The organism is Pseudomonadales bacterium (genome assembly GCA_041395665.1).
In the GTDB taxonomy this organism is placed as follows: Bacteria; Pseudomonadota; Gammaproteobacteria; order Pseudomonadales; family UBA7239; genus UBA7239.
This window is the reverse complement of sequence record JAWLAB010000002.1, coordinates 61322-79564: the sequence shown is the minus strand read 5'-3', so window position 1 is coordinate 79564 and position 18243 is coordinate 61322. Positions and strand designations below refer to the sequence as shown.

Annotated in this window: 20 protein-coding genes; 7 read left to right on the top strand and 13 right to left on the bottom strand. The window is 51.3% G+C overall.

Annotation, left to right across the window (positions count from 1 at the left end):
* Genes cysE through R3E63_02790 form a run of 5 tightly spaced genes read left to right on the top strand, consistent with a single transcriptional unit; the run spans position 1 to position 4477 of the window.
* A complete protein-coding gene (cysE, locus tag R3E63_02810; protein ID MEZ5538892.1) occupies positions 1–822 on the top strand; it encodes a serine O-acetyltransferase in 822 nt (273 codons plus the stop codon).
* Positions 812–1210, top strand: a complete 399-nt coding sequence (locus R3E63_02805) for a diacylglycerol kinase (GenBank protein ID MEZ5538891.1) — start codon at positions 812–814, stop codon at positions 1208–1210. Before cysE ends, R3E63_02805 begins: the two co-directional genes overlap by 11 nt.
* Before the next feature lie 18 nt (positions 1211–1228).
* Positions 1229–1621, top strand: a complete 393-nt coding sequence (locus tag R3E63_02800; protein MEZ5538890.1) for an MAPEG family protein — start codon at positions 1229–1231, stop codon at positions 1619–1621.
* Between the two features lie 39 nt (positions 1622–1660).
* On the top strand, positions 1661–4036 hold the full coding sequence (locus R3E63_02795; GenBank protein ID MEZ5538889.1) for a DUF1631 family protein: 2376 nt from the start codon (positions 1661–1663) through the stop codon (positions 4034–4036).
* Between the two features lie 57 nt (positions 4037–4093).
* A complete protein-coding gene (locus R3E63_02790) occupies positions 4094–4477 on the top strand; it encodes a PilZ domain-containing protein (protein ID MEZ5538888.1) in 384 nt (127 codons plus the stop codon).
* On the opposite strand, the gene ung is transcribed toward R3E63_02790, so the two are convergent.
* The 12 genes from ung to miaA all read right to left on the bottom strand — a co-directional run bounded on the left by ung (position 4474) and on the right by miaA (position 15205).
* Positions 4474–5151: a uracil-DNA glycosylase gene (gene ung, locus R3E63_02785; protein ID MEZ5538887.1), complete on the bottom strand. Its 678-nt coding sequence runs from the start codon at positions 5149–5151 to the stop codon at positions 4474–4476. The genes R3E63_02790 and ung overlap by 4 nt on opposite strands.
* A 13-nt stretch (positions 5152–5164) precedes the next feature.
* Positions 5165–6676, bottom strand: a complete 1512-nt coding sequence (lysS, locus tag R3E63_02780) for a lysine--tRNA ligase (protein MEZ5538886.1) — start codon at positions 6674–6676, stop codon at positions 5165–5167.
* Between the two features lie 27 nt (positions 6677–6703).
* Positions 6704–7799, bottom strand: a protein-coding gene (gene prfB, locus R3E63_02775) for a peptide chain release factor 2 (protein MEZ5538885.1) whose coding sequence is annotated in 2 segments (ribosomal slippage) — positions 6704–7735 and positions 7737–7799 — 1095 coding nt in all. Because the reading frame shifts where the segments join, the coding sequence is not laid out codon by codon here.
* Positions 7800–7888: 89 nt separating this feature from the next.
* Complete coding sequence (locus R3E63_02770) at positions 7889–8269, bottom strand: aspartate 1-decarboxylase (GenBank protein MEZ5538884.1); 381 nt, start codon at positions 8267–8269, stop codon at positions 7889–7891.
* Positions 8270–8319: 50 nt separating this feature from the next.
* Positions 8320–9168, bottom strand: coding sequence for a pantoate--beta-alanine ligase (panC, locus tag R3E63_02765; protein MEZ5538883.1), 849 nt, complete (start codon positions 9166–9168; stop codon positions 8320–8322).
* 11 nt (positions 9169–9179) lie between these two features.
* Positions 9180–9779, bottom strand: coding sequence for a GTP cyclohydrolase II (ribA, locus tag R3E63_02760; GenBank protein ID MEZ5538882.1), 600 nt, complete (start codon positions 9777–9779; stop codon positions 9180–9182).
* Positions 9780–9857: 78 nt separating this feature from the next.
* On the bottom strand, positions 9858–10505 hold the full coding sequence (locus R3E63_02755; protein MEZ5538881.1) for a TIGR02281 family clan AA aspartic protease: 648 nt from the start codon (positions 10503–10505) through the stop codon (positions 9858–9860).
* Complete coding sequence (hflC, locus tag R3E63_02750) at positions 10489–11364, bottom strand: protease modulator HflC (protein ID MEZ5538880.1); 876 nt, start codon at positions 11362–11364, stop codon at positions 10489–10491. The genes R3E63_02755 and hflC overlap by 17 nt, the downstream gene beginning before the upstream one ends.
* On the bottom strand, positions 11361–12500 hold the full coding sequence (gene hflK, locus R3E63_02745) for an FtsH protease activity modulator HflK (GenBank protein ID MEZ5538879.1): 1140 nt from the start codon (positions 12498–12500) through the stop codon (positions 11361–11363). Before hflK ends, hflC begins: the two co-directional genes overlap by 4 nt.
* Positions 12500–13831 (bottom strand): ribosome rescue GTPase HflX, encoded by a 1332-nt coding sequence (gene hflX, locus R3E63_02740; GenBank protein ID MEZ5538878.1) that lies wholly within the window; start codon positions 13829–13831, stop codon positions 12500–12502. Before hflX ends, hflK begins: the two co-directional genes overlap by 1 nt.
* 17 nt (positions 13832–13848) lie before the next feature.
* Positions 13849–14154: an RNA chaperone Hfq gene (gene hfq, locus R3E63_02735; GenBank protein ID MEZ5538877.1), complete on the bottom strand. Its 306-nt coding sequence runs from the start codon at positions 14152–14154 to the stop codon at positions 13849–13851.
* Positions 14155–14230: 76 nt separating this feature from the next.
* Positions 14231–15205, bottom strand: coding sequence for a tRNA (adenosine(37)-N6)-dimethylallyltransferase MiaA (miaA, locus tag R3E63_02730; GenBank protein ID MEZ5538876.1), 975 nt, complete (start codon positions 15203–15205; stop codon positions 14231–14233).
* A 25-nt stretch (positions 15206–15230) separates the two neighbouring features.
* On the opposite strand from miaA, the gene R3E63_02725 reads away from it, so the two are divergent.
* Positions 15231–16007 carry a ParA family protein gene (locus R3E63_02725; GenBank protein ID MEZ5538875.1) on the top strand — a complete coding sequence of 259 codons (777 nt, stop codon included), beginning with the start codon at positions 15231–15233 and terminating at the stop codon, positions 16005–16007.
* Positions 16004–16408: a large-conductance mechanosensitive channel protein MscL gene (mscL, locus tag R3E63_02720; GenBank protein MEZ5538874.1), complete on the top strand. Its 405-nt coding sequence runs from the start codon at positions 16004–16006 to the stop codon at positions 16406–16408. The genes R3E63_02725 and mscL overlap by 4 nt, the downstream gene beginning before the upstream one ends.
* On the opposite strand, the gene ilvD is transcribed toward mscL, so the two are convergent.
* The gene (ilvD, locus tag R3E63_02715; protein ID MEZ5538873.1) at positions 16405–18240 is read right to left on the bottom strand and encodes a dihydroxy-acid dehydratase; all 1836 of its coding nucleotides are present in this window, start codon (positions 18238–18240) and stop codon (positions 16405–16407) included. The two genes, mscL and ilvD, sit on opposite strands and share 4 nt — an antisense overlap.
* Positions 18241–18243: the final 3 nt, after the last annotated feature.

The following is an 18243-nucleotide window of genomic DNA, read 5'->3' as shown; positions in this document are numbered from 1 at the left end:
ATGACTGTTGCACTGAAATCGGATGCTTTGTGGCAAGTGCTGCGTGAAGAAGCGCAGACCATCGCGGCGAGCGAGCCGGTGTTGGCGAGCTATATTCACAGCACGATTTTGCATCATCGCAATTTGGCGGAAGCGATCAGCTTTCATTTGGCGCGTTTGCTGGATAGCGCGGCTGCGCCCGCGTTGTTGTTGCGCGAAGTGTGTGCCGAAGCGTTGGAGCAAAATCCAGAAATTTTGCAGCAAATTTGTCGCGACATTGTCGCGTGCTACGAGCGCGATGCCGCTTGTGATCACTATTTAATGCCGCTGCTGTATTTCAAAGGCTTTCAGGCGTTGCAGTCGTATCGTATCGCGCATTGGTTGTGGCGGAACGATCGACGCTTGTTGGCGCTGCACATCCAAAGCCGTATGAGCGAAGTGTTTGCGGTGGATATTCATCCGGCTGCGGTGATTGGTTGTGGCATTTTGATGGATCACGCCACTGGTGTTGTGATCGGCGAAACTGCCATCGTCGAAGACGATGTTTCTATGTTGCACGAAGTGACATTGGGCGGCAGCGGTTTGGCGCGCGGTTGCCGTCGTCATCCCATCATTCGTCGCGGCGTATTGCTAGCCACGGGTGCAAAAATATTGGGGCCGATTGAGATTGGTGCAGGCGCAAAAATTGGTGGAGGCAGTGTGGTGTTGACCGATATTCCTGCACACACCACGGCAGCGGGTGTGCCAGCTAAAGTAGTCGGCGCAGCCAAAGTGACGCAGCCAGCGTTAGAAATGGATCAGGCTTTAGACGAACACGACGAGGAAAATAACGGTGACAAATGAGCAAGTACAGGGTTCCTGCAAACCGGGGCGAACGGGGATAGCACGCATCATTGCGGCGACGGGCTATTCTTGGGCGGGTTTTAAACAAGCATGGAAATGCGAAGCAGCGTTCCGCCAAGAATTGGTACTGACTCTGCTGTTGATACCAGCTGCCTTTTGGCTTGGCAGCAGTGCAATAGAAGTTGCATTGCTGATCGGCAGCTGTTTTGTGGTTTTAATCACGGAGCTGTTGAACTCGGCCGTGGAAGCGGTGGTGGATTTGGCGAGCCCTGAGCAACACCCATTAGCCGGCCAAGCAAAAGACATGGGCTCAGCAGCAGTATTTGTTTCACTGACGCTGGTGGCGTTAGTATGGGGCGCGTGTGCGTACCAACGATTTTTTGCCTGATCAGGTTAGGAGACCGATATGACTTCCTCCGTTGTTTTAACTGTCGCTGACTGGTGTATTTTGCTGGCAGGTCTCATTGTTCCATTTGTTTTTACGGTGTATGCCAAAGCCAATAAAGGCTTTGATAATGCCAAGCCGCGCGAGTATATGGCGCAGTTGGAGGGTGCGCGTAAACGCGCGTCGTGGGCGGTACAAAATGGCTACGAAACTTTTCCTCTGTTTGTCGCCGCCGTGTTATTGGCGGAACGCGCTGGTGTGGTGCAATCGACAGTCGATATGTTGGCAGTTGGGTTTGTTGTGAGCCGCGTGGTGTACGGTGTGTTGTATATGTTGGATCAAGCAACACTGCGCAGTGTGGTGTGGATGGCTTCAATGGTTTGTGTTGTTTCGCTATTTGTTTTTGCGGCTTGAAGTTTTTTAACAATTCATTCTAAAAAAATAGGAACTATCGTGGACGCAGGTCAAAGCGCTAAGCACATTACTATGCTGCAAAACATGGCGCAGCAGTTTGGTATGAAGGTGCAGGATCTTTTTTTTCAGGCAGCAGAAGCGCGCTTGCAAGAAATGATGGATGCAGCAAAAAGTAACGATGATCAATGGCTTTTGTTACAGATGCAAAGAGAATTGCGTCGTCAAAAATCAGCGATGGTGGCAGCGTTTAAGTTGAGTTTGTCTGAATGTTTTCAGTTATTTAGAAAAGATCAGCTGGGCGGTAAAGACACTAGCCAGCAAGATATGTCGCGTGACTTATCGCTGCTGGCAGATGATGAACTTGAACAAGATATTGCTATCTCTTCGATTGCTCGCCGTGCGGATACGCGCTTCTCAGAAGAGTTGTTTGGCCTAACGCAGCGCTTGGCTATTTTGCGTGGTGGAAAAAAATTACCCGATGATGGCAATCCGTTAGGGGCAAATCAGTTTGCGACGGCACTACAGGCAGAGTTGCAGTTATTGAAGTTAAATATTCGTTTTACGGTTATATTCTTTCGTGTTTTTGAGAAAATTTTATTGGAAAATTTGGGCGAGCTTTACCATTCGTCTAACGCCTATTTGAAACAACAAGGCGTACTGCCCAATTTACGCTTTGGTGCGGGTATTGTCAGATCAAGACCGGATGCAGCTAAAAAAACATCGACTACCGAAGAAAGTGCTGATGGTGCAGCCGCAGAGCAAGCAGAAGCCGGTGCGACGCCACAAAATACGGCTGAAGTTGTGCCGCATCCAGCGCGTTTAGAGCTGACTAAACGCGTTGAAATGGAAACGCTACAAAACCCTGCTTTTCAGCAATCTTTAGCGGCAGAGCGGCAGTTGTATGCGGATATCAGTCGCCTACAACAAGGTAATGTTGCCGAGTCAACGCATTCACCTTCTCCGCCTTCGCCGAACTCTCCAGGTTCTCCAAGTTCGCCTAGCTCGCAGCCCTCAGCAACGACAGCGCATCCACAGTTTTTTAGTCAGCCAGCTTTTGCAGGGGCGACAAACACGGCTGCTGCGGCCTGCTCATCCAGCGAAGTGGTAACGGCCTTGTCGCAGTTGCCTACGCTGCAACACGCTGAGGCATTGAGTAGCGACGCTGTGCCTCCTGCAATGACAGTGGAGCAGTATCAAGATGTTGCACGACAGATGCGCGAAAATTTGGGCGATGACAAGCGTATTGCCGAAGAGGATGGTCGCATCATCGACTTGGTGGGGATGATTTTTGAGTACATGTTGGGTGATAAACAATTGCCGGACGCAGTAAAAGCGGTACTCAGTTATTTGCACACGCCTTATCTTAAAGTGGCGTTTCTTGAAAGAAAATTGTTTGAAAAACCAGAGCATTCATCGCGCCAACTTTTAGATTGTTTGGCGGAGGCGGGGATGCGTTGGGTGAATACCGATGGCGACAGCCAATTCAAAGTATTCCCTAAAATTAAATCCATTATTCGTCGAGTTCTAACAGATTTTCACAGCGATACCAGCTTGTTTGATGAATTACTGTTAGAAATGCGCGAGTTTAATCAGAAGGTTGCTCGCAGCGTCGATGTTATGGAACGGCGCGCACGAGAAAAAGCTGAAGGTGAAGCCCGCTTGCGCGCAGTCAAACGACGCGTGCTGCATGAAGTGCGCACCCGTATGTCTGGGTATGATCTGCCCGCACACATCATTGTATTGTTGCTACACCCTTGGTTGGATTACTTAACTTTTATTTCATTGCGCTATGGCGAAGACTCTAGTCAGTGGCATGAAGGTGTGGGCGACATCAGTGAAATTATTTGGAGTGTGCAGGAAAAGTCAGATATCAACGAGCGCAATCGCTTGCTGATGATTCAAGAATCTTTATTGCATCGCGTGCAAACTGGTTTAGAAACCATTGCGCACGACCAAGTAAAAAGCAATAAATTATTAGAAGCGTTATCCAAATCCCAAATGCTGGTTTTACAAAGCTTGATTGCCGAACCGGTATCAGCAGAAAAACGCGCAGCAATGGAAGAAGAGGTCTGTGCTGATCTTATAGAGGTTGAGATTGATAAGGACGCGCTGACAAACGAAGAGCGAAATATGTTGGAGACGCTAAGCCAAGTTCCCATTGGTACATGGTTGGAGTTTGATCGTTTAAATGACAGCAGTGCAGTGCTGGCACGCGTCGCTTGGTTTAATCAACAAACAACCAATTTTATGCTGGTGGATCGCGGCGGAAAGCAGATTGCCATGAAAAATGGATTGGAGATTGCGCGAATGATTCTTGCGAGTCAGGCTCGAATAGTTGTCGAGTCAGGCAAGCCATTTTTTGAAAGAGCGTTAGAAAATATTTTGTCGCGCTTAAAATCCATTATGGCTAATTAAGAGAAAAAGTAGTCGTATTGATCGCGGTAACTCTTGAGGTTTTTTGAGGATGATTCAATGGATGATGACAGCAAACATTTAAATAGGCGCAAACATCCTCGTCATGCACTGCATGATGCCGTGCGTGTTATTGATAGAGTCACAGGGCAGTCCGTGGGTACTCTGGCTAATCTATCGCTTGATGGATTGATGTTGGTGAATAACGATCCGCTGAATGCTGATTGCTTGTACCAGCTAAAAGTGTCAGTCAATGGCAGTGTGATTGGCGATGACGCAAATAAAACTTACGAATTGCATGTGGGCGTGGATTGCTTGTGGAATAGCCCCGCCGCCTCCGTAACGGCTGCTGCGTATTGGTCCGGCTGTCAGATTATCGATGTGTCTGATGAAGATTTAGCCGTGATACAGCGTGTGGTTGATGTGTTGGCAGAAGACAGCTAAGGCAGCTGCCAGTTGATCGCTGATACGCCGTGTTGCTGCAAATAACGATTTGCCTGCGAAAAATGCCCACAGCCAATAAAACCGCGATACGCAGAAAGCGGTGAAGGGTGCGGCGCGGTGAGCACCAAATGTTTTTTGCGATCAATCAGCGCGCCTTTTTTTTGCGCATGACTGCCCCACAATAAAAACACCAAATGCTCACGCTGCGCATTGAGCAGAGAAATAATTTTATCGGTAAATAATTCCCAGCCTTTGCCTTGATGCGAACCCGCTTGGCTGTGCTCCACCGTGAGTGTTGCATTGAGTAATAGCACACCTTGATCGGCCCACGCGGTGAGATCCCCATGTGCGGGTGGATCAATATGCAAATCGCGTTTTATTTCAGCAAAAATATTCACCAGTGACGGCGGCTGCTTCGTACCAGCTAACACAGAAAAGCAAAGACCGTGTGCCTGCTGTGGGCCGTGATACGGATCTTGTCCGAGTATCACCACTTTTACCGCAGAAAAAGGCGTGTGATTGAGTGCGTTAAACCATTGTGAGCCTGCTGGGTAAATGGTTTTCCTTGCTGCTTTTTCTGCGGCGAGAAACGCGCGCAGTTGTTGCATATAAGGCGCATCAAACTCCGATTGCAGAAGTTGCCGCCATTCTGCGTCGAGTTGAATGCTGCTCACAGGTGTAAAACAATCAGTGTTGTGGACGCATGTGAGGGAATAACACGACATCGCGAATGGAGGGCGAATCCGTCAGCAGCATCACCAGTCGATCAATACCGATACCTTCGCCTGCCGTTGGCGGCAAGCCGTATTCTAATGCAGTGATGTAATCCGCATCGTAGTGCATAGCCTCTTCATCACCTGCGTCCTTGTCTTCCACTTGTTTGCGGAAGCGTTCGGCTTGGTCTTCGGCGTCGTTTAACTCGGAAAAGCCGTTGGCAATTTCTCGGCCGCCAACAAAAAATTCAAAGCGATCCGTGACAAACGCGTTGTTGTCATTGCGGCGCGCCAGTGGTGAAACTTCAGTCGGGTATTCAGTAATGAAAGTTGGCTGAATCAAGCGGTGCTCAACCGTTTTTTCAAAAATTTCAATTTGTACTTTTCCTAAGCCGTACGAATTTTTTAGCGGAATGTTCAAGCGCGTGGCGATGGCGCGTGCGCCTTCCAGTGTGGCGAGCTGTTCAGCGTTGATATCGGCATTAAAATGCAGAATGGAATCAAACACGCTCATGCGCGTGAACGGTTTATCAAAATCAAAATCAATCTGCTCAATAACTTCGCCCGCTTCGTTGCGCACCGTGTTACAAAATTGTGCGCTGCCCAAAGCGCGGTGTGCGACATAGCGCAGCATCGCTTCGGTGCGATCCATTAAATCGCGATAATCAGCATACGCTTCGTAAAACTCCAGCATGGTGAACTCTGGGTTGTGGCGCGTGGATAAACCTTCGTTGCGGAAGTTGCGATTGATCTCAAACACTTTGTCAAAACCTCCGACCACCAAGCGTTTGAGATATAACTCGGGCGCGATGCGCAGATACATCTGCTGATCGAGCGCGTTGTGATGCGTGACAAACGGTTTTGCTGTCGCACCACCTGGGATCACTTGCATCATCGGTGTTTCCACTTCGAGGAAATCGCGGTCAGTGAGAAAGTCGCGGATAGCATCAATCACGATAGAGCGCGTGCGAAACACGCGGCGCACATCGTCGTTCACAATCAGATCGACATAGCGTTGGCGGTAGCGCATTTCGGTATCTGACAGCCCGTGCCATTTGTCAGGCAGCGGGCGCAGTGCTTTCGTGAGCAGTTGCGCGGATTCAATCAACACATACAAATCACCTTTGCCGGATTTATGCACGGGGCCTGCCGCGCCGACGATGTCGCCAATGTCCCAGCTTTTGATTTCTTCGGCTTGCGCGTGTGTTTTGTCGATGTAGAGTTGAATGCGTCCAGCGACATCTTGTAGCACCAAGAACGGGCCGCGTTTTGCCATGATGCGACCGGCAACAGCGGTTTGGCGATTTAACGCTTCTAGCTCTTCTTTGCTGCGTTCGCCCAATTCGTTTTGCAGCGCAGTGGTGAGGTCTTGCGGGCGAAAGCTGTTGGGAAAGGCAATGCCTTTTTCACGAATCGCAGCCAGTTTTGCGCGTCGTTCAGCAATCAATTTGTTTTCTTCTGGCTGTGTATTGGTTTCTTCAGTCATAGGGGTATCCATATTTGCTTGCTAATTTTAGAGTCCACTTTTCAAACTGGCTTCGATGAATTTATCCAAATCGCCGTCGAGTACGGATTGTGTGTTGCGCGTTTCCACGCCGGTGCGTAAATCTTTGATACGCGAATCATCCAATACATAAGAACGGATTTGGCTGCCCCAGCTGACATCGGCTTTGCTGTCTTCCATTTTTTGTTGTTCTGCTTGCTGTTTTTTGATTTCCATTTCATACAACTTCGCTTTCAACTGCTTCATGGCAAAATCGCGGTTGGCGTGCTGTGAACGCTGCGATTGGCATTGCACCACAATACCGCTGGGCATGTGTGTGATGCGCACCGCAGATTCAGTTTTGTTGACGTGCTGACCGCCCGCGCCAGATGCTCGGTAAACATCGGTTTTCAAATCCGCAGGATTGATTTCAATTTCGATGTTGTCATCAATTTCCGGTGAAACAAAGACGGATGAAAACGAAGTGTGGCGGCGATTGCCTGAATCAAACGGCGATTTGCGCACTAAACGATGTACGCCCGTTTCCGTGCGCAGCCAGCCGTAAGCGTATTCGCCTTGAAAACTGATAGTGGCGGATTTAATGCCGGCGACATCACCTGCGGAGGCTTCTACCAATTCGGTTTTGAAACCTTTGGCATCACCCCAACGCAAATACATACGCAACAGCATTTCTGCCCAGTCTTGCGCTTCCGTGCCGCCGGAACCGGCTTGGATATCGAGGAAGCAGTTGTTGGGATCCATCTCGCCAGAAAACATGCGGCGAAATTCAAGCAGTGCTAATTTTTTTTGCAGTGCATCTAAATCAGCTTCAATCGCGGCGACGGTATCGGTGTCGTCTTCCGCTGCGGCCATTTCCAATAAATCGGTGACATCGTTGAGGCCGGACTCCATGTCGTCCAGCGTGCTGACAACAGCGCTGAGCGCAGAGCGTTCGCGGCCTAATTCTTGTGCGCGCTCAGGTTTATCCCAAACGCTGGGATCTCCCAGTTCTAACTCAACTTCGGTTAAACGCTCTTTCTTGTTGGCGTAGTCAAAGATACCCCCTCAGCACATCGGAGCGCTGGCGCAAGTCTTTGATTAAGTTGAGCAGTGGATTAATTTCCAACATAACTATTCTCGAAATTTTTTGAAAAAACAGCAGTAGTAAAAACGCGAAAGCCGACCCGAAGGTCGGCTTTCGCACGAGCAGTGTGGTCAGGCTGCTTGAACAGGAATAATGTTGGCAGTGCGCACAACTTTATTTTGTTCGTTGAGATAAACCAGTTTCGGTGCATGATCTGTCAGTTCATTTTCGTCGTAGTTGGCGTAGGCGCAGATAATGACGCGGTCACCGGGTTTAGCGCGATGCGCGGCAGAGCCATTGACAGAAATGATGCCAGAGCCCGCACCACCCAAAATAATGTAAGTAGTAAAACGCTCACCGTTAGTGATGTTGTAAATTTGAATCTGTTCAAATTCACGCATGCCAGCCAGCTTGACCAAATCGCTATCAATGGCGCAGGAGCCGTCGTAGTCGAGTACAGAATGTGTCACGCAGGCTTGATGGAGTTTGCCTTTCAGCATGATATTTTGCATGGAGAGTCTCCGTAGGAACTAGGAGGAAATGGTCGGCGCATATCCTACCGTTAAACGGTCAAAGTTACATTATCAATCAGGCGGGTTTTTCCGAGATAAACCGCGCCGAGTATGACTAAATCGGTATCACCTGCCGCCGCAGGTTCTAGCGTTTTGGCTTGGCGAATAGAGAAATAATCGGGACGCATATCCACTTGTGTCAGTTGTGCCAGCGCCTCGTTTTCGAGCTGCGCGTAATCGCGACGGCCGGCCTGCACAGCCGCACTGGTTTGCACCAAAGCTTGGTACAGCGCCGTGGCGCGAGGACGCTCCTCAGCGGTGAGATAGCCGTTGCGAGAGCTGAGCGCGAGCCCATCTTCCGCGCGGGCGATGGGTGCTGCCACCAGCTGCACGGGGATGCTGAGGTCTTCCACCATGCGACGAATTACGGTCAGTTGCTGGTAATCCTTAATGCCGAAGATGGCGATGTCGGGTTGCGTCATGTTGAGCAGCTTGGCGACCACGGTGGTGACGCCAAGGAAGTGGCCAGGGCGCGATGCGCCGCAGAGGATGTTGGTCATGGTGGGGACTTCGACCTTGGTCTGTGTCTCCATGCCGTTGGGGTACATGTCGTTTTCGGTGGGGCAGAACAGCAGGTCACAGCCTTCGGCGGTGAGCATGGCGCTGTCGCGCTCCAGAGTGCGCGGGTATTGCTCCCAATCTTCATTGAGGCCGAATTGCAGGGGGTTGACGAAGATGCTCGCCACCACAAAATTCGCTTGTGCCTTGGCCAGTCTGATCAGTTGCATGTGGCCTTCGTGCAGGTTACCCATGGTGGCAACGAGGGCGATGCGTTTGCCGGCGTGGCGCTCTTGATTGAGTTGCTCGCGCAGGGTGCTGAGGCGTTGACAAGTCTGCATAGCGGCTCCGATCAGGGGGAGGGCGGTGTTAACAGGTGTCCCAGTTTGCCGGCCTTGGTCGCTAGGTATTGACGATTGTGCGGGTTCACACCCACTTGCAGCGGGATGCGTTCTTCGATGGTGATGCCTGCGGCTTCCAGTGCTGCCAATTTGCGAGGGTTGTTGGTCATCAAGCGCAGCTTGCGTACGCCCAGATGGCTGAGCATGGTGTTGAGCATATCGTATTGGCGCAGGTCAGCTTCGAAGCCGAGCTGTTTGTTGGCCTCGACCGTATCCGCACCTTGGTCTTGCAGGTGGTAGGCGCGAATTTTGTTAACGAGGCCGATGCCGCGTCCTTCTTGGCGCAGATAGAGCAGAACCCCGCGCCCTTCTTCTGCAATCGCTTGCATGGCGGCATTGAGCTGTGCGCCGCAATCACAGCGCAGGCTGTGCAGCACATCGCCCGTGAGACACTCCGAGTGGATACGCGCAAGCACAGGGCTGCCGTCACTGACATCGCCCATCGTCAGCGCAATATGCTCTTGTTGCGTATCGCTATCTTCAAAGCCGTGGAGCGTGAAATCACCCCAGGTAGTCGGCAGCTGAGAGGATGCTACGAAATGAAACGGCACGGGAGAACCCTCAATTAAGGCCGCGCATTTTACGCGCATTTATCGCGTGAGCGCAGTGTTTGGGTGTAAGGCGGAGAGTCAGTATTTTTTGCGCAGGATGAGGACATTGTTCTCCTCACGCATTTCTGTTTTTTCCAAGAAACTCATGCCGAGCAGAATATCGGGCGAGGAGTCGGCGACGATAACGGCAGCCGTAATGTTGTGCAGCGTGATACTGCCTACGCTGACGCTATCGAGCGTGATTTTGTAGCTAGGCGTGCCACCGCCCGCCGTATTGGCAACAAACCGTTCACCGCTGCGCCAGTTCAAGCCGAGGCGATCCGCTTCAGGCGGTGTCATGGCGATGGCAAACGCGCCGGTATCGACCATGAAGCGCACAGGCTGGCCGTTGATGTTGCCGGTGGTGAAGAAATGCTTGTCGCGCCCGCGTTGGATGCGGGCTTCTTGTTCTGTACGCACGGCATAGCTCGATTGGATTTCACGCGACAGCGTGCGTTCCACGCGCTGCCCCTGCCATTCCAGCACAGCTTTCTGGCTGTCGGCGGAAATCAGTGTGACACCTTCCGCGCTAGGTACGCCTGCTTTGAGGATGCGCTGCTTGCCGTCGATCGTCACCACGGCTTGGTTGGGCATCAAGCCGTTGACGCGGATATCGGGCATAGCCGCTGCTGCTGCGCTGAGCAACAGCAAGAACAGATTGGCAATGTATTTAGCGCGCTGTGCCATTGGGGTTTTTTAGGTAGCTGAAAAAGCTGTCGTTGGGATCGAGTACCAACATATCGCCACCCGATTTAAAACTGTCGCGATAGGCTTGCAAGCTGCGTGTGAAGTTAAAAAATTCTGCGTTCTTGCCGTAAGCTGCTGCATAGATCGCTGTCGCTTTAGCGTCGCCTTCACCGCGAATTTTTTCGGCTTCACCGTAGGCTTCAGCTTCCAAAACAATTTTTTGGCGATCGGCATCGGCACGAATGCCTTCAGCCACTTCTTTACCTTCCGAGCGATGTTTGCGCGCTTCGCGTGCGCGTTCGGAGTTCATACGATTGTAAACATCGACGCTGACTTCGTCGGGCAACTCGATGCGTTTGACGCGCACATCCACCACTTCGATACCCAGTTCTTTGCTGGTAATTTCCGTGAGTTTTTTCGTCATGTTAACCATCAACGCGTCGCGCTCACCGGAAACCACTTCGTGCAGCGTGCGCACGCCAAACTGGTTGCGCAAACCTTCGTTGATACGCTGCGAGATCAGCAGTTCTGCGCGAATAGCATCGCCACCGGTTGCTGTGTAATAGCGAGCGACATCGGTAATTTTCCAGTGCGCGTACAAATCCACCATCACCGATTTTTTCTCGACAGTGGGATAGCGTTCTGCGCGTGTGTCGAGTGTTTGAATACGGCCATCAAAACGGTGCACTTCATCCACGAAGGGAACACGAAAATGGATGCCGGGTTTAATATCCGATTTCACCAGTTTGCCGAATTGCAGCACCACGGCTTTATCAAATTCATACACCACAAAAATAAACTGCCCAGCCAACCAAACGACAGCCAAGATGGTTAATAAAATATTGCCGATGCGGTTCATGGGCGGCCCTCTCGACGGCTGGTGCGCGTTTCATTGCTGGTACTACGCGTTGCTACATTGCTATCGTCAATAGCGGTTGGCGTAGTGCGTGTTGCATTGTTGTTTGCGTCGTTGCCGCTGTTGTTTGTGATGCCGTTGCGATTGGCTAAGCGATCAAGCGGTAAATAAAACACATTGTTGCCATTTTGCTGTGTATTGATCATCACTTTGCTGTTGTCTGCGTAGAGTGATTGCATGGTTTCCAGATACAACCGCTTGCGTGTAATTTCTGGCGCTTTGTTGTATTCAGCAAGCAGTGCTTCAAAGCGTGCTGCTTCACCGGTGGCGCGCGCAACGACGCGGTCGCGGTAGGCCAGTGCTTCTTCATGCACGCGTTTCACTTGGCCACGCGCTTCGGGGATGACGGTGTTGGCATAAGTTTGCGCTTCGTTTTGTACACGCTGTTCGTCTTCACGCGCTTTGATTACATCGTCAAATGCCGCTTGTACCGCAGTCGGTGGTTGTGTTTTTTCGATGTTCACAGTGCTGACGATAATGCCGGTTTGATACGCATCGAGATATTTTTGCAAACGCGTTTGCACATCGGCAGCAATTTTGTCGCGCCCCGTCGTTAAAACATCATCCATTTTTGAACTGCCGATGGCATGGCGCACCGCGCTGTCGGTTGCTTCTTCCAACGCGTGTTGCGGATCGCGAATGCCTAAAATAAATTTTTGCAAATCGCCAATGTTGTATTGCACGGATACTTGCACTTCAACGATGTTTTCATCTTCCGTCAGCATCGCGCCCTGCGTAGTGTAAGAGCGCTGTTGCGTGACATTTTCTTTCAAAATGGTGTCAATCAAAGGTGGATTCCAGTGGATACCGGGGCCGACGATGGAATGAAATGCACCTAAGCGCAAAACGACGGCGCGTTTTTGTTCATCCAACTGATAAACACCCAGTGCAGCCCACAGCACAGCCAGCACGACGATGATTAATGCGGCAAGTTTGCCTAAAGGTTGTTCGTTACTCGGACCGCCATTGCCAAAAATATTGTTTAATTTTTTGAACAGTGCGTCCAACTCATTTTTGCTGTTCGGTGGGCCGCCCCAAGGGTTGCCGCCGCCTTTGTTGCCGGGTTCATTCCAAGCCATTAGTGACTCCGAGAAGTTTTTTTCGTGCGCTTGCCGCGTGAAGGAGGGGATTCTAACAGTTCTTGCTCGCTCAACTTTTCAGTCGTGAGCAGGCGTTGCCAATCTTTTTGCGCGAGGCGCACGGCGATGGTTTGGCTGCCATCGTCATTGAATTGCTCTTGCGTAATGGCTTGCAGTGCAAACAGTTTTGCACGCAGGCGTGCTTGCTCTGGTTTTAGATGCAGTGTGCCAGTGAATTGTTCATCGGCGAGGTATTCGTCCATCGCCTGCCGCAATAAATCCAGCCCTGTGCCTTCACGCGCGGAGAGCCACACGCGAATCGCACGACCTTCGTCATTGCGATCAATGCGTGGTTCCATTTCCAGCAAATCAATTTTGTTAAACACTTCCAAGCGTGGCACATGGTCAGCGTGAATTTCACCGAGCACATCTTCCACTTGATACATTTGTTCAGCGCGTTCGTCGCTGGCGGCATCGACCACATGCAGCAGCAAATCAGCCAGCGCGACTTCTTCCAGTGTGCTGCGAAACGCCTCCACCAATTGGTGCGGCAGATGGCGCACAAAGCCCACGGTATCCGCCAACACGGTGGTGCCGGTGTCGGGCAGGTTGATGCGGCGCATGGTGGGGTCTAGCGTGGCGAACAACTGGTTGGCGGCGTAAACATCCGCTTCTGTGAGCGCGTTGAACAGCGTGGATTTACCGGCGTTGGTGTAACCGGCGAGGGAAACGGTGGGCGTGGCGCTGCGTGAGCGACCGCGCCGCCCCTGCTCGCGCTGGCTGCGTACTTTTTCTAATCGCGCCTCAATGAATTTAATGCGGGCGCGCAGTAAACGACGGTCCGTTTCCAGCTGCGTTTCACCGGGGCCGCGCATACCGATGCCGCCTTTTTGTCGCTCCAAGTGCGTCCAGCCGCGCACCAAGCGCGTGGACATATGTTGCAGTTGCGCCAGTTCCACTTGCAGCTTGCCTTCGTGCGTGCGGGCGCGTTGAGCGAAGATGTCGAGTATCAAACCGGTGCGATCCAACACGCGACATTGCAGGGATTTTTCCAGATTGCGTTCTTGGCTGGGTGAGAGCTCGTGATCAAAAATCACCAGCTGGGCACAGTGTTCTTGTACGGCGGCTTGGATTTCTTCCAGCTTGCCTTTGCCGACAAAATGGCGCGCGTTGGGCGAAGTGCGTGAACCGCAGATCAGCGTGACGGGGTCGCCGCCTGCGGACAGGACGAGCTCCTCAAATTCGCGCAAATCTTCGTGGGTGTGCGGACGGTGCAGATCCAAGTGAACCAGCACAGCCAGCTCACCGGATGCGGGGCGATCAAAAAACAAGTGCAGTGGTTTCCAAATTAGCTGCCGAGGTCGGTGTAACCGTCATCGTCGTCATAGTTGTCGTAGTTGCCTGAGCCTGGGTTAGAGCCACCAGCAGGAGGATTCATCATCGGCAGGCGCACAGGGCGCGAAGGTACGACGGTAGAGATGGCGTGCTTGTAAACCATTTGGCTGACAGTGTTTTTCAGCAGCACGACGAATTGGTCAAAGGAGTCAATTTGGCCTTGCAGCTTGATGCCGTTGACCAAATAAATGGACACAGGCACGCGCTCTTTGCGCAGCACATTCAAATAAGGGTCTTGTAAGCTCTGCCCTCTGGACATAGGAAATCTCCTCAAAATAAAAAAAAGAAAAAGGCTCGAAAACCGAGTATCAAAAAGAAAAGCACTTGCAAGCTGACTATATGCCGACTTCGGTCAGTATTTTCAAGGCTGTCTGTGTGACTTTTTCTAAGCAAAAAGGTTCCGCCACAGGAATTGTGTGGAGATTGGGCCAACCGCGCAGCCAAGTAAGCTGGCGTTTGGCGAGCTGGCGCGTGGCGGCGATGCCTGCAGAGCGCATTTCTGCCTCGGTGGTGTTGCCCGCCAGATGCTCCCACACCTGCCGATAGCCCACTGCGCGCATGGACGGCAGGTCGGTCGATAGGTCGCCGCGTTGATACAACTGTCGCACCTCCTCGATAAACCCCGTGGCGAGCATCTGATCAAAACGCCGTTCTATGCGTTGATGTAGCGCTACTCTATCGCTGGGAATCAGCGCGAGTTGGATGGGGCGAAAAGGCAGCGGTTCGGCTTGCTGTTGTTTTTGCTGTTTCTGTAGAGAGGAGAGCGGCACGCCGGTGAGCGTGTGCACCTCCAGCGCGCGCAAAATGCGCTGCGAATGATTGGGGTGCAGTTGTGCTGCTGCGATGGGATCCACCTCGGCTAATTTCGCGTGCATGGCCGGCCAGCCGCATTGTTCCGCTTCTGCACTGAGTGCAGCGCGCAAGGCGGCATCAGCAGCGGGCATTTCGGCGATGCCTTCCAGCAAAATTTTGAAATACAACATCGTGCCGCCAACAAAAAGTGGAATGCGTCCGTTTTGCACAATGTTGGTGCTTTCGCACAGCGCATCACGACGGAACTGCGCCGCAGAATAAGGCTCTGATGGATCAAGAAAACTGATTAAACGATGTGGTGCGCGCGCTAAAGTTTCTGCATCCGGTTTTGCGCTGCCGATATCCATGTCGCGATACACCAGTGCAGAATCCACGCTGATGATGTCGCAAGGTAATTGCTCGGTGAGCGCAACAGCGAGATCCGTTTTTCCCGATGCAGTAGGGCCCATCAGAAAAATGGCGCGCGGCAGAGTTTGTGTGGGGTTTGCTGATAACATGGCAGGCAGTTTACAGGAGTGGTCTATGAAACGAGTCGTTTTTAATCAAAAAGGCGGCGTGGGTAAAACCAGTATCAGTTGCAATTTGGCAGCGATTAGTGCGCAACAAGGCCATAAAACTTTATTGATTGACTTGGATACGCAGTGCAACAGCTCTGAATATTTACTCGGCGCCAATTACGGTGAAAAGAGCAATACTGCGTTGGATTTCTTCAAAAGTTTTCTGAGTATGTTTGGCGGCAAACCTTACTTGCCCAATTTTTGCCATCCCACCCACTTCAAAAATTTATCGGTCATGCCGTCGAGTGCGGATTTGGCGAGTATTGAGCGTGATTTGGAAAGTAGACATAAAATTTACAAATTTCGTGATGCGTTGAAAGAAGCGGGAAAGCATTACGACCGCATTTATATCGACACGCCGCCTGCGCTCAATTTTTACAGTATGGCAGCGTTAGTGGCTGCGGACAGTTTGTTGATTCCGTTTGACTGCGACAGTTTTTCGAGGCAGGCACTCTACAATTTAGTGAATACCGTTGCGGAAATTCGTGAAGATCATAACGAAGGTTTGAGGATTGAAGGTATCGTCGTCAATCAATTCAATCCGCAGGCAAAGTTTCCTCAAGAGCTTGTTGATCAGTTAATCGCCGATGGTCTGCCTGTGCTGGATACTTTTCTCAACACCTCTATCAAAGTCAAAGAATCGCGCGAAGAGCATGAGCCTTTAGTACACTTTGCGCCCGGCCATAAAGCCACCCAGCAATTTATTAACTTATACCAAAAATTAGAGAGTATCGAAGAATGAAAATTTTACAGGAATTTAAAGATTTTGCTGTTAAAGGCAATGTGGTCGATATGGCGGTCGGCGTCATTATCGGTGCGTCTTTTGGCAAGATCGTGACTGCATTAGTCAATCAGGTAGTAATGCCACCGATTGGCTTGTTATTGGGCAATGTGGATTTTTCTAGTCTTTCTATCGTGCTGAAAGAAAAAACCGATACTGCGGCGGCGGTGAGCATCAATTACGGCGTGTTTATCAATACCGTTCTGGATTTCACAATTGTCGCGTTTGTGATTTTTATTTTAGTGAAGCAAATCAATCGCCTGAAAAAAGAAGCAGAGGTGACAACAAAAGAATGCCCGAAATGTATTTCGAGCATTTCTATTAAAGCCACACGCTGCCCTTGTTGTACCTCTGAACTTTAATCCAACAAACTTAAATCACGCACTGCGCCGACATCCGCGCTGGTTACAAATTTGGCGTAAGCCTTCAATGCAGCAGAGACTTTGCGCGGGCGCGGTGCTGCTGGTTTCCAGCCGAGTTTGTCTTGCTCAATGCGGCGTTGCGCGAGTTCTTCGTCGCTGACTAATACATTGATAGTGCGTTTGGGGATGTCGATATGGATGCGGTCGCCGTTGCGTACCAAACCGATGGCGCCGCCCGCTGCTGCTTCTGGCGATACATGGCCGATAGACAAACCGGAAGTGCCGCCAGAAAAGCGACCGTCAGTGAGTAGGGCGCAGGCTTTGCCTAAACCTTTGGATTTGATGTAACTGGTGGGGTAGAGCATTTCTTGCATGCCGGGGCCGCCGCGTGGGCCTTCGTAGCGCACGATCACCACATCACCTGCTTTTACTTTGTCTTCCAGAATGGAATGCACGGCTTCGTCCTGGCTTTCGCACACAAACGCAGTGCCTTCAAAAATAAAATTTTCTTCATCGACGCCAGAAGTTTTTACCACGCAGCCGTTGAGTGCGATGTTGCCGTGTAGCACTGCTAAACCGCCTTCCGTTGAATAGGCGTGATCAATCGAACGGATGCAACCTTCAGCGCGATCGTCATCCAGTGAAGGCCAGCGCGTGCTTTGACTGAAGGCTTCTTGTGTGGGAATGCCTGCGGGGCCTGCCGAGTAAAAAATTTTCACTGCCTCGTCTTGGCTTTGCTTAATGTCCCACTTTTCGAGTGCTACTCGCATGGTTTTGCTGTGTACCGTGCTGGTGTTGTGGTGCAACAAACCAGCACGATCCAATTCACCGAGTATGCCCATGATGCCGCCGGCGCGATGCACATCTTCCATGTGATATTTCGGCGTGTTGGGCGCCACTTTGCACAACTGCGGCACGCGCAGTGACAAGCGATCGATGTCTTTCATGGTGAACGGTACTTGCGCTTCTTGCGCAGCTGCTAACAAATGCAAAATGGTGTTGGTGGAACCGCCCATGGCGATGTCGAGGCTCATCGCATTTTCAAACGCGTCAAAAGTGGCGATGTTGCGCGGCAATACCGATGCATCATCCTGCTCGTAATAACGGCGCGTGATATCGACAATCACACGGCCTGCTTCGAGAAATAAATTTTTGCGGTCAGCGTGCGTGGCGAGTAGTGAGCCGTTGCCCGGCAGTGAAAGACCGAGTGCTTCCGTCAAACAGTTCATCGAGTTAGCGGTGAACATACCGGAGCAAGAGCCACAAGTGGGGCAGGCAGAGCGTTCGTATTCTGCAACCGTTTCATCGGATACGCTGCTGTCTACCGCAATCACCATCGCGTCGACCAAATCCAGTTTGTGTTCAGATAATTTGGTTTTGCCCGCTTCCATCGGGCCGCCAGAAACAAATACAACGGGGATGTTTAAGCGCATCGCTGCCAGCAACATTCCCGGCGTGATTTTGTCGCAGTTGGAGATACATACCATTGCGTCTGCGCAGTGCGCATTGACCATGTATTCCACCGAATCGGCGATGATGTCGCGCGAAGGCAGCGAATACAGCATGCCGTCGTGACCCATCGCAATGCCGTCATCGACGGCGATGGTGTTGAACTCTTTCGCTACGCCGCCGTGTTTTTCGATTTCACGCGCAACGAGTTGACCGAGATCTTTTAAGTGCACATGCCCTGGCACAAATTGTGTAAAAGAATTAACGACTGCGATGATCGGTTTTTGAAAATCGGCATCTTTCATGCCGGTGGCGCGCCACAGTGCGCGAGCGCCCGCCATGTTGCGGCCAGCAGTAGAGGTTTTTGAGCGATAAGTAGGCATGGC

Excerpts from the sequence above, each read along its gene's own strand:
- mscL (MEZ5538874.1), top strand. The coding sequence starts at position 16,004 with ATGAAAATTTTACAGGAATTTAAAGATTTTGCTGTTAAAGGCAATGTG.
- panC (MEZ5538883.1), bottom strand. The coding sequence starts at position 9,168 with ATGCAGACTTGTCAACGCCTCAGCACCCTGCGCGAGCAACTCAATCAA.
- R3E63_02755 (MEZ5538881.1), bottom strand. The coding sequence starts at position 10,505 with ATGGCACAGCGCGCTAAATACATTGCCAATCTGTTCTTGCTGTTGCTC.
- lysS (MEZ5538886.1), bottom strand. The coding sequence starts at position 6,676 with ATGACTGAAGAAACCAATACACAGCCAGAAGAAAACAAATTGATTGCT.
- R3E63_02790 (MEZ5538888.1), top strand. The coding sequence starts at position 4,094 with ATGGATGATGACAGCAAACATTTAAATAGGCGCAAACATCCTCGTCAT.
- R3E63_02770 (MEZ5538884.1), bottom strand. The coding sequence starts at position 8,269 with ATGCAAAATATCATGCTGAAAGGCAAACTCCATCAAGCCTGCGTGACA.
- R3E63_02725 (MEZ5538875.1), top strand. The coding sequence starts at position 15,231 with ATGAAACGAGTCGTTTTTAATCAAAAAGGCGGCGTGGGTAAAACCAGT.
- hflK (MEZ5538879.1), bottom strand. The coding sequence starts at position 12,500 with ATGGCTTGGAATGAACCCGGCAACAAAGGCGGCGGCAACCCTTGGGGC.
- ilvD (MEZ5538873.1), bottom strand. The coding sequence starts at position 18,240 with ATGCCTACTTATCGCTCAAAAACCTCTACTGCTGGCCGCAACATGGCG.
- cysE (MEZ5538892.1), top strand. The coding sequence starts at position 1 with ATGACTGTTGCACTGAAATCGGATGCTTTGTGGCAAGTGCTGCGTGAA.
- miaA (MEZ5538876.1), bottom strand. The coding sequence starts at position 15,205 with ATGTTATCAGCAAACCCCACACAAACTCTGCCGCGCGCCATTTTTCTG.
- R3E63_02800 (MEZ5538890.1), top strand. The coding sequence starts at position 1,229 with ATGACTTCCTCCGTTGTTTTAACTGTCGCTGACTGGTGTATTTTGCTG.
- hflC (MEZ5538880.1), bottom strand. The coding sequence starts at position 11,364 with ATGAACCGCATCGGCAATATTTTATTAACCATCTTGGCTGTCGTTTGG.
- hfq (MEZ5538877.1), bottom strand. The coding sequence starts at position 14,154 with ATGTCCAGAGGGCAGAGCTTACAAGACCCTTATTTGAATGTGCTGCGC.